This is a genomic window from Ureibacillus massiliensis 4400831 = CIP 108448 = CCUG 49529, assembly GCF_000772965.1.
Lineage (GTDB): Bacteria > Bacillota > Bacilli > Bacillales_A > Planococcaceae > Ureibacillus > Ureibacillus massiliensis.
Map to the genome: position 1 here is coordinate 1 of NZ_JPVQ01000070.1, position 9,524 is coordinate 9,524.

The following is a 9,524-nucleotide window of genomic DNA, read 5'->3' on the forward strand; positions in this document are numbered from 1 at the left end:
TGAGGAAAATCCTTGAACCACAAAGCTCGGCGAATGCCGAGAGTCTATACATTTATAAGGAGGAGAAAAAATGTCCATTCACACTTCATTTAACCCAAAAGGGAGAAACGAATTAAAATATGCCATACCAAAAGCTGAATATTTTGTGTTGCGCAATAAATTGATGCACTTTTTAAAACGTGATCCTTATGCAGGTGTAGATGGTAAATACACCATTCGCTCAACATACTTTGATAATTTTGAAAACAAAGTATTGAATGAGAAAAAAGAAGGCTACTTAAAACGTGATAAATACCGTGTTCGTATTTACGACAAGTGCGATAAAGTCATTCACCTTGAACGAAAAAGCAAAAGAAACAATCTGACCTTTAAATCCAAATGTAAAATAACGCGAGCCGAATATGAAAAAATGCGCGTTGGTGAAATTGCTTGGATGGAACAGGATGAACGATCTCTTATGAGAGATTTATATCATGAAATGTATTACAGCCAAATCAAACCGAAAACCGTTGTCGATTATGAACGAGAAGCTCTTATATATCCCTATGGCAATATTCGCATTACCTTTGATATGAAGATTCAATCAAGCTTTTACAACACGGATATGTTTAATAAAAACCTGCCTATGGTCGACGTTTTAGAACCGGAATTAGTCATTTTAGAAGTAAAATTTGATGAATATATTCCTGAAGTGATTAAACATTTATTACAACTTACAGATACAAGACAGGAAGCTTATTCAAAATATCAACTAAGCCGAATGTTTGGTTAGTGTAGGACAGCTCCCTTCACTAATTGGAAGTTTAAAAGTCAAGCTTTATCGCAAGATCAAACGATAAAAAATTAAATTTTTTAGGAGAGAAAAAAATGGAAACTACAACTTTTACTGATATTTTTAAATCTAGTTTTTTAGAAAAAACATCTTCATTCTCAATAACTGATTCTTTCATCGGATTAGGAGCTGCCTTTTTAATAGGGCTATTTATTTACTATGTATATAAGAAAACCTTCAAAGGAGTTATTTACTCACATTCTTTTAACATTTCATTATTAATCATGACCCTTGCCACAGCCCTTGTCATTATGGGTATTAGCCAAAATGTCTTGTTATCACTCGGTATGGTGGGTGCATTATCAATTGTTCGTTTCCGTACACCGATTAAGGACCCAATGGACTTAATGTATTTATTCTGGTCTGTTGCTACAGGTATTTTATGTGGTGCTGGTTTTATTCCTTTAGTAGTCATTGGAACGATTTTTATTAGTCTGGTAATTATACTATTTTCAAACAAAATCAAGGTGGAAAACCCTTATTTATTAGTCGTGAAATATCAAGACCCTTCTGTTGGCTATGAAGTTGAAGAGACAATGAAAAAACAAACAAAAAAATTTGCTTTAAAATCAAAATCCATGATTCAAGATGTTGAAATTGAGGTTACTTATGAGATTCGTGTAAAAGCAAATGATGCACAAGTAATCTCTGACATTACAAATATAAAAGGTGTAAACTCTGCAATTATGTTAAGCTACGATGGTAATTTTACAGCTTAATAGATGAATGAAAATGTTCCCCACTGTTTCATCACATGGGGAACAAATAATAATAAGGAGCTTTTTGACATGAAAAAATACATGAATGTCCTTGCATGTTCTGTTGCTTCATTCCTGTTTTTAAGTGCTTGTAACGATACATCAAGTAATAGTGAAAATAGTGTACAATTAAACGAATTGGTAAATTATCAAGCAGATGACGAATATATTGAATGGCAATCAGATGAAGTGACAAATATTTCCTTAAATGACAATACAGCAAGCGTTGAAAATAATACCGGGGTAATTATTTCTGACAATAAGATATCCATCCGAACAACCGGTACATATGTCCTTTCTGGAACTCTCTCAGATGGCCAAATTGTTGTAGATGCTGAAGACAAAGGGACAGTAAGACTAATCTTCAATGGCGTATCAATTAGTTCCACAACAAGTGCACCTATCTATGTAAAACAGGCGGATAAAACCGTCATTTCATTAGAGGAAGGTACTGAAAATAGCTTATCGGATGCACCAGAGTATGTATATGAAGATGAAAATGATGAACCTGATTCAACGATATTTAGTAAAGATGACTTAACCATAAACGGATTAGGCACATTAATCGTGAAAGGGTCATTTAATGACGGGATTTCAAGTAACGATAATCTATTAATAACGGGCGGTACAATTCAAGTAGAAGCTATTGATGATGGGATTGTTGGACGAGATTTATTTGCCATGAAAAATGCGAACATCTCTATTACAGCACAAGGTGATGGTTTAAAATCATCCAATGATGAAGAGGAAGAGAAAGGCAATGTCGTTTTAGAGAGTGGTACACTCTCAATTGAAGCTGCAGGCGATGGCATCCAATCTGAGAAAAAGATTGTTGTAGTGGATGGCGAATTTTCAATCGTAGCTGGTGGAGGTAGTCCTGAAACAATTGAAAGTACTGAACAATTTGGAATGATGGGTGGCGGAATGGGCCCAGGTGGTATGAGATCCGAAAATCTTTCATCGATGATTGACCAAATTGTAAAAGATGCTGACATTTCAGAAGAGCTAAAGGCTGAAATAGAAAGCACGGAGTCTAATGAAGAATTACAAGCTATCCTAGAAAATAATACTGAATTACAACAACTTTTCGAAGAGTCAAGAAAAAGCAGAATGAGTCAACAACCTCCATTTGAAGAGATGGATCAAATGAACGAAGACAATGGGCAGCCTAATGCGATTACTGAAGGCTTTGAAGAAATGCAACCTCCAAATATGGATGAAGACAATTCCCCTCAAATGCCTGAACAATCGAATCCAACTGATCCGAATACTACTTCCCCTTCTTCTACTGAACAATCAACAGAAGATTCGACTACTGAAGATACAGTTAGTACAAAAGGGATCAAAGCAGGTACAGAAATAAATATAATTGGTGGATCCTTTACAATTGATTCTTTGGAAGATGCAATCCATTCAAATCAAGACCTTTCATTATCAGGTGGAGTCATTACAATATTAACTGGCGATGATGGAATTCATGCCGATGCGAATGTATCAATTTTTGGCGGTGATATCTCTATTGAAAAAAGTTTAGAAGGAATTGAAGGGAAAAACATTACTATTACTGACGGTAACATTCATGTTACTGCTGAAGACGATGGTATTAACGTAAATGTTGTAGAATCTGGTGGTCTTAAGGAAATGATTCCAGGTCAATTCACAAACGATGAATCCACTGTTAATGAAAGTGAAACAAATTCAATAAATGAAACTGATGATGAATTTGGGGAGCTTTTTATCGAAGGGGGCTATCTTTACGTTAATGCTAACGGTGATGGATTGGATTCAAATTCATCAATCCATATGACTGGAGGAACTGTACTAGTATACGGACCAACATCTTCTGCTAATGGCTCATTAGATTATAGTGAATCCTTTATTCTCGAAGGGGGTATTTTAGTCTCCGCTGGCAGCAGTGGAATGGCACAAGGAATTTCAGAAAACTCTACTCAAAATGCAATTCAAATGACATTTTCGGAAATACAAACAGCTGGTACTGCCATAAATATAGAAACAGAAAATGGTGAATCCATCATTGCTGTTGCGCCAGAAAAAGACTTCCAAACAGTTTTAATTAGTACACCAACCATCGAAAACGGGGAATCGTATAATTTTAAAGCAGGTGGAATATTAACAGGCAAAAACGTCGATGGGCTTTACAACACATATGAATATAATAATGGTGCTACGAATGTTCAATTTGCAGTTTCAACGGAAAGTATGACCTATTTGAATGAAGAAGGAGTCACTACAAGCCAAACAAATGGTATGTTTGAAAGGAACAATCGACAAAACATAAATGGAACCGGAACCATTAATATGCGTCCAAATAATTAAGAAAATTTCGTGCGGGTGACCATCGTCATCCGCACTTATTAAATTTATGATAATAAAAAAATTAAAAGTAACGACAAGGCGCAACATTTTCTCATATACTAAATGAACAAAGACTTCAACTTCCATCATAATCTATATTAAATGTACATAAATATTAAGAGTTTATCTCTATAAATATTCTATTTTTTTCACACTTTTCATTTTGATATTTTGTCTAAAAGTATATAATAGTTTTTAAATGGAGGTATAAAATGCTTAAAATCAAAAATATTGAGTTTATTAAAGCGATATATGATGATTCGCTTTCACATAATATATTTTCTATCGCAAATATTCAATTTTCAAATTATCCCCCGATAAATGGTGCGCTTTTATATTGGAGAAAAAATAATTCGCGCTCTGAATATACTCCTGATGGTGATTATAAATTCTTTTATGATATGGCAAACGATACGTATTTTGCTTCGGTTAAATTTCCAAAGAACGTTAAATTAACACGTGATCAAAAACAAGAACTTGCATATATCTTGTTAGATGAACGTGGTTCAATAGGATCTTATAGCTTTAAAACTCATATTAATCGTAAAAATAATTTCAACCCAAAGAAAAGTTTAGAGAGATTGAAATTTCCTGATAATTTTGATGTTAAGTCTATCCCTTCTTACGTTGGCCCTATTATTGATGAGCCTGATATGAATGAAATATTAGAAAAAAATCCAACTTTCACCAAGCAATTTGTAGAGGATTATTGTTACTGGCGTTATCGTCTCGTTCGAATGCACCCTACTGATTTTGAGTCCTATTTAGATTACGTAGATTTTTCATATATTTGTTATGCTTGCGATCAATTATCTGAAAAGTATTTAATTCACCACATTGAACAAGTGGATTTCACTACTTTACAGTTTAACTACCCTGTATTATCAAGACTTTCTGCATCTTTTAAAAAGTACATTATCGATCAATTGAAACTTAAGAATGTAAAGATGAACGACCATTTTGCAGATGAAATTGATACATTTATTGAAGATGAGACATATTTTAGCGAATATGGGTATATCGACTTATTGGAAGACGAAGAGGATGATATTGAAGAAGAACTCCTTGATTTCCATTTTTTTGAATACGACCTCGGGCAATACAAATGGATGGGTAGCGAGCATTTAGTAAAAGGAATCCCATCATTAGCGTGTCAAATATATGATGATCTTGGATTTAAAAAACTTACAAATAAAGAAATGGATACAATAATAAATTCTTACACAGAAAAACAAATTGTTTTATTAAGCGCTGTACTAGAGCCGCATTGGTTACATAGATATCGTGATCGTATTGACTGGCGCGCTGTATGTAAATATAACAAATATTTAACGGATGATTTTTTAACTGCCCATTTAAAATATATTCAATTTGATGCTCTTGGACATAACCTTTGGTGTGAGCTTTCAGAGGATTTTATTGAAAAGTATATGAATCACTTTAATCATAATAAACCAGTACCATTAATCATTCGTCATTTGACTGAACAAATATACTTAAATCATAGAGATACGATTAAAGTCGACTCAGACTTACTTTATCAATATTATCAATCTGTCGGCGATGAAGAATACGAAAAAATTCAAAATCTACTAGAAGAATAAAAAAAGTATTTCCATTAAGAAATACTTCCTCTACTACAACTATTTGAAACATCCTTATGTGATGTTTCTTTTTTTATTTCTGTGATAGTTCCACTAATTTTAACGTAAAATCTTGAACTGATAATGGTTTACTAAAATAATAGCCCTGCACAAAATCACAATTCTGTTGTTTTAGAATATTTAATTCTACTTCCGTTTCAACGCCTTCAGCTACAACAGATAAATTTAATGCATGCGCAAGTGATATAATCGCTGCAACCATGGCGACACCAGAATCACCGTCCTTCATGTTAACGATAAATGAACGGTCAATTTTTAAAGCATCTACTGGAAATTCCTTTAAATATCCTAATGAACTATAGCCTGTACCAAAATCATCGACCGAAATCGTTATACCAAGTTCTTTAATACTTTTTATTTTATCGATCAAATCCCCATGATAATTCATCATGCTCATTTCAGTAATTTCAATCTCTAAATTTTTTGGGTCAACATTTGTTTCGTTTATAATTTTCTTTAGGCGTTCTGTAAAATTATCTTCCTGGAAATGAGTTGGAGAAATATTTACTGCCACCCTTAAATCAAAGTCAAATTGTTTTTTCCATTGATTAATTTGCAACGACGCATTTTTTAAAACCCATTCCCCTATTTCGCTAATAAGTCCAGATTCTTCAGCAAAGGGTATAAATTGGTCAGGAGGAATAAAACCTAATTCAGAATCATTCCATCTAAGCAACGCTTCCATACCGGCTATTTTGTTTTCTTGGATATCAATTTTTGGTTGATAATATAATTCAAGTGTATTATTTCGAATTGCATTATAAAGCTTTGCTTCTAGTAATAAACCTCGACCATTTAAAGCTTCCATATTCGATTGATAAACTTCAAATTGGTTTCCTTTTTTCTTTTTCGCACTATATAAAGCAATATCTGCACTAACTAATAATTCCTCAATTTCTTTACCGTGATCTGGGAAGATACTAATACCAATAGAAATGCTTGTAAAAAATTCATACGTTTCAAAATGAAATGGCTTTTTAAAGATTGATATAATTTTCGATTGCATATCCTGAATTTTATTTATGGCATTTAATATATAAACAAATTCATCCCCATTTAAACGAAAGAAAGAATTACCTTGTTCATCTATTTCTCTAAATCTTTCAGCAACCTCTACTAAAAATAAATCACCGATATTATGGCCTAGGGAATCGTTGATATGCCTAAAGCGATTAACATCGATAAAGAATAACGCAAACTTGGTATTTTCTTTTTTTGCCTCTTTTATATAGTAATTTAAGCGTTGTGATAAATTTCTTCTATTTGGTAGTCCAGTCAAATCATCATGATTTGCAAAATGGCTAATAATTTTAATATTTTTTTGCGCTGTAATATCAGTTCGAATTGAAATGTATTGATATGGTTTCCCTTTATCATTTAAAAAAGGTACAATCGTTGTTTGAACCCAATAAAGGGATCCATCTTTCGCACGATTACATATTTCAGCGTTCCACGTATTCCCTTTCCCAATTGTTTTCCACATCTCCTTAAAAAAGGACTTTGGATGATATCCGGAATTTAAAATACGATGATTTTGCCCGATTAGCTCTTCACGAGTATATTTTGAAATGTGACAAAACCGTTCATTTACATCAGTAATAATCCCTTTTGCATCAGTCACTGCTAAAATGACAGATTCATCTAATGCCGACTTAATATCTTTTAGCTCTTCAAATGTCATTTCAATAGTTGTTTTTGTAGATGTGCTGAGTTGATTTATCAAAAATAATCCTCTCCAATCCCACAAGAAATTGAGAAAAACTATAAGAATAGTAATTATGTATACTTTAGTCCATATTATATTATTTAAAATTCTTTTACAATAAATCTTGTGGAATTTTGACGAAAAATGTAGAAAATTTCGAAATATATACTAATATTTATTTTTAAATAAAAAATTAGAATACCTTGAAAAATACATATTTTTTGGTAAAATAATACTGTTCAAACAATTAAATTTGATGTATTACCCACAAGGGGCGCTGATGAAGTCAGCTGAGACTGTGCACGTATTGCACTTACCCTTCGAACCTGTAAGTTAACACTTGCGTAGGGATGTGGATAGAAACCGACTCCATAATGGTGTCAGGCTCTGTCCTGGCACCATTTTTCCATTTTTTATATGAAATGGAGTTAATTGTTTAATAGTTTTCTATTCCTTCTCAAGTTGTTCTACATCGGAATAAAAGAGAGGAGAGTTGTTATGAACAAATCAAAATTATTAATGCTCGTTGAAATTGCCATTTTTGCTGGAGTGGGGCTAGTATTAGACCAAATTTCATTCTCTATATGGGCTCAAGGTGGCTCGATTAGCTTTGTGATGCTACCCATTATTTTAATGGCAATTCGTTGGGGCTTATTAGCTGGAGTTACGACCGGATTATTGATTGGAGTTATACAGATTGCATTAGGCGGCTTTGTGATTCATTGGGTGCAAGGAATGCTCGATTATGTAGTAGCATTTCCAGTAGTTGGATTAGCAGGGATATTCCGTACGCAAATTTTAGAAGCCGCAAAAAATTTAGACAAGAAAAAAATAAGTCTATACATTATCCTCGGCACTACTGTAGGCGGCTTGCTACGATACGTTGCACATTCAGTTGCTGGAGCAGTTTTCTTCTATGAATATGCAGGAGATCAAAATGTATGGGTATATACGATACTCTATAATGGTTCGTATATGATACCGGCTATCATACTTACAGGATTAGTTGGTTCTCTAATTTTCACATCTGCACCAAGACTTTTAAAAACAAATTAAAATAAATGATATCCTAATAGTATCTCTCGCTATCCTTCTAATGTAATGATAGTTGGGATTTTATTAGGATTTCTTTTTGTGTTTGATTAGAACTATATTTTCAATTATTAATAAAATAGTAACCTTGCCAATTTATTATCATGATTAGCAAGGTTACTATTGTTGTAGCTGTTTAATTTTCAAAAACACGACCCCTTTTCTTTTCGGCTCGTTCATTGTATGCATCTAGCTGCTGTTGAGATAAGTTTAAAATGAAATAATGAAAATTTACTGGTTCCAATCCATGCTGTAAACAAGCTACTTTATAATATTCATAGCCAATACGATAATCAACCATCTTCTGCTCACCCTTTCAATATATCCGCCTGTTTGTTAAAGTGATCTAACTGTTCCTTAGTTAAATGCGAAATATAATAATAAAAATTAATAGGTTCAATGTCGAATTCCATACATTTATTCACGTAATAATCATAGCCTTCTCTATACATTGACATTAAATCAGCCCCTTTGTACTATAACAGATTGTTTTACATGAAATTAATATAGTACAGATAAAAGAGGTTGTCAATAATATTTTGAAAAATCAAATAAAAAAAGATGACGATAAAAATCGTCATCCCCAACAGTACTGTTTATTTAGATTAATGATTTGACTACTTTTGAAATAGTTGCACCGTCAGCTTTCCCCGCTAACAGTGGTTTAGCGATTTTCATCGCATCACCCATGTTCATTCCTTTTGCAATACCCGCTTCAGTTAACAATGGGATTATTTCTTCTTCTGTTAACTGTTTTGGAAGGAAGCTTTTTAAAATAGTGAGTTTCAGTTCTTCTTTTTCTATTAAATCATCACGTCCTGCTTGCTTTGCACCATCTAGTGATTGATTTGTTTGCTTAATTTCGCGGTTAACAATTGCAATCTCCTCTTCAGAGCTTAACTCAGCTCCCTTTTCCTTTTCAGCTGTATCTAATGCTGACTTTAATAAAGTTAACACACCTTTTGCTGTTACATCCTTATTTTTCATCGCATGCTTCAGTTGATCAAATACCTCGGTTTTTAACAATTAAAAAATCTCCTTTCAAAATAATAGACTCTCGGCATTCGCCGAGCTTTGTGGTTCAAGGATTTTCCTCA

General features: G+C 33.1%; 9 protein-coding genes and 1 riboswitch. Of the genes, 5 read left to right on the plus strand and 4 right to left on the minus strand.

Features of this window, described 5'->3' with window-relative positions:
- Positions 1–70: 70 nt before the first annotated feature.
- From CD30_RS18110 to CD30_RS18125, 4 genes are all read left to right on the plus strand, one after another.
- A complete protein-coding gene (locus tag CD30_RS18110) occupies positions 71–772 on the plus strand; it encodes a polyphosphate polymerase domain-containing protein (RefSeq protein ID WP_036180228.1) in 702 nt (233 codons plus the stop codon).
- Between the two features lie 95 nt (positions 773–867).
- On the plus strand, positions 868–1,551 hold the full coding sequence (locus CD30_RS18115) for a DUF4956 domain-containing protein (RefSeq protein ID WP_036180230.1): 684 nt from the start codon (positions 868–870) through the stop codon (positions 1,549–1,551).
- Between the two features lie 69 nt (positions 1,552–1,620).
- On the plus strand, positions 1,621–3,927 hold the full coding sequence (locus CD30_RS18120; protein ID WP_052126315.1) for a carbohydrate-binding domain-containing protein: 2,307 nt from the start codon (positions 1,621–1,623) through the stop codon (positions 3,925–3,927).
- A gap of 251 nt (positions 3,928–4,178) precedes the next feature.
- Positions 4,179–5,570, plus strand: coding sequence for a hypothetical protein (locus tag CD30_RS18125; protein ID WP_036180233.1), 1,392 nt, complete (start codon positions 4,179–4,181; stop codon positions 5,568–5,570).
- 73 nt (positions 5,571–5,643) lie between these two features.
- Here the strand turns inward: CD30_RS18125 and CD30_RS18130 are convergent, their stop codons facing one another.
- The gene (locus tag CD30_RS18130; RefSeq protein WP_036180236.1) at positions 5,644–7,353 is read right to left on the minus strand and encodes a sensor domain-containing protein; all 1,710 of its coding nucleotides are present in this window, start codon (positions 7,351–7,353) and stop codon (positions 5,644–5,646) included.
- A 242-nt stretch (positions 7,354–7,595) separates the two neighbouring features.
- Positions 7,596–7,703: riboswitch (TPP riboswitch) on the plus strand.
- Positions 7,704–7,833: 130 nt separating this feature from the next.
- Between CD30_RS18130 and thiT the strand changes: the two genes are divergently transcribed.
- A complete protein-coding gene (gene thiT, locus CD30_RS18135; protein WP_036180239.1) occupies positions 7,834–8,391 on the plus strand; it encodes an energy-coupled thiamine transporter ThiT in 558 nt (185 codons plus the stop codon).
- A 172-nt stretch (positions 8,392–8,563) separates the two neighbouring features.
- On the opposite strand, the gene CD30_RS18140 is transcribed toward thiT, so the two are convergent.
- From CD30_RS18140 to CD30_RS18150, 3 genes are all read right to left on the minus strand, one after another.
- Entirely contained in the window at positions 8,564–8,728 is a 165-nt protein-coding gene (locus CD30_RS18140; RefSeq protein ID WP_036180242.1) for a hypothetical protein, read from the minus strand.
- Between the two features lie 7 nt (positions 8,729–8,735).
- A complete protein-coding gene (locus CD30_RS18145; RefSeq protein WP_036180245.1) occupies positions 8,736–8,885 on the minus strand; it encodes a hypothetical protein in 150 nt (49 codons plus the stop codon).
- Positions 8,886–9,027: 142 nt separating this feature from the next.
- Positions 9,028–9,453, minus strand: a complete 426-nt coding sequence (locus tag CD30_RS18150) for a GatB/YqeY domain-containing protein (RefSeq protein WP_036180248.1) — start codon at positions 9,451–9,453, stop codon at positions 9,028–9,030.
- Between the last annotated feature and the right edge of the window lie 71 nt (positions 9,454–9,524).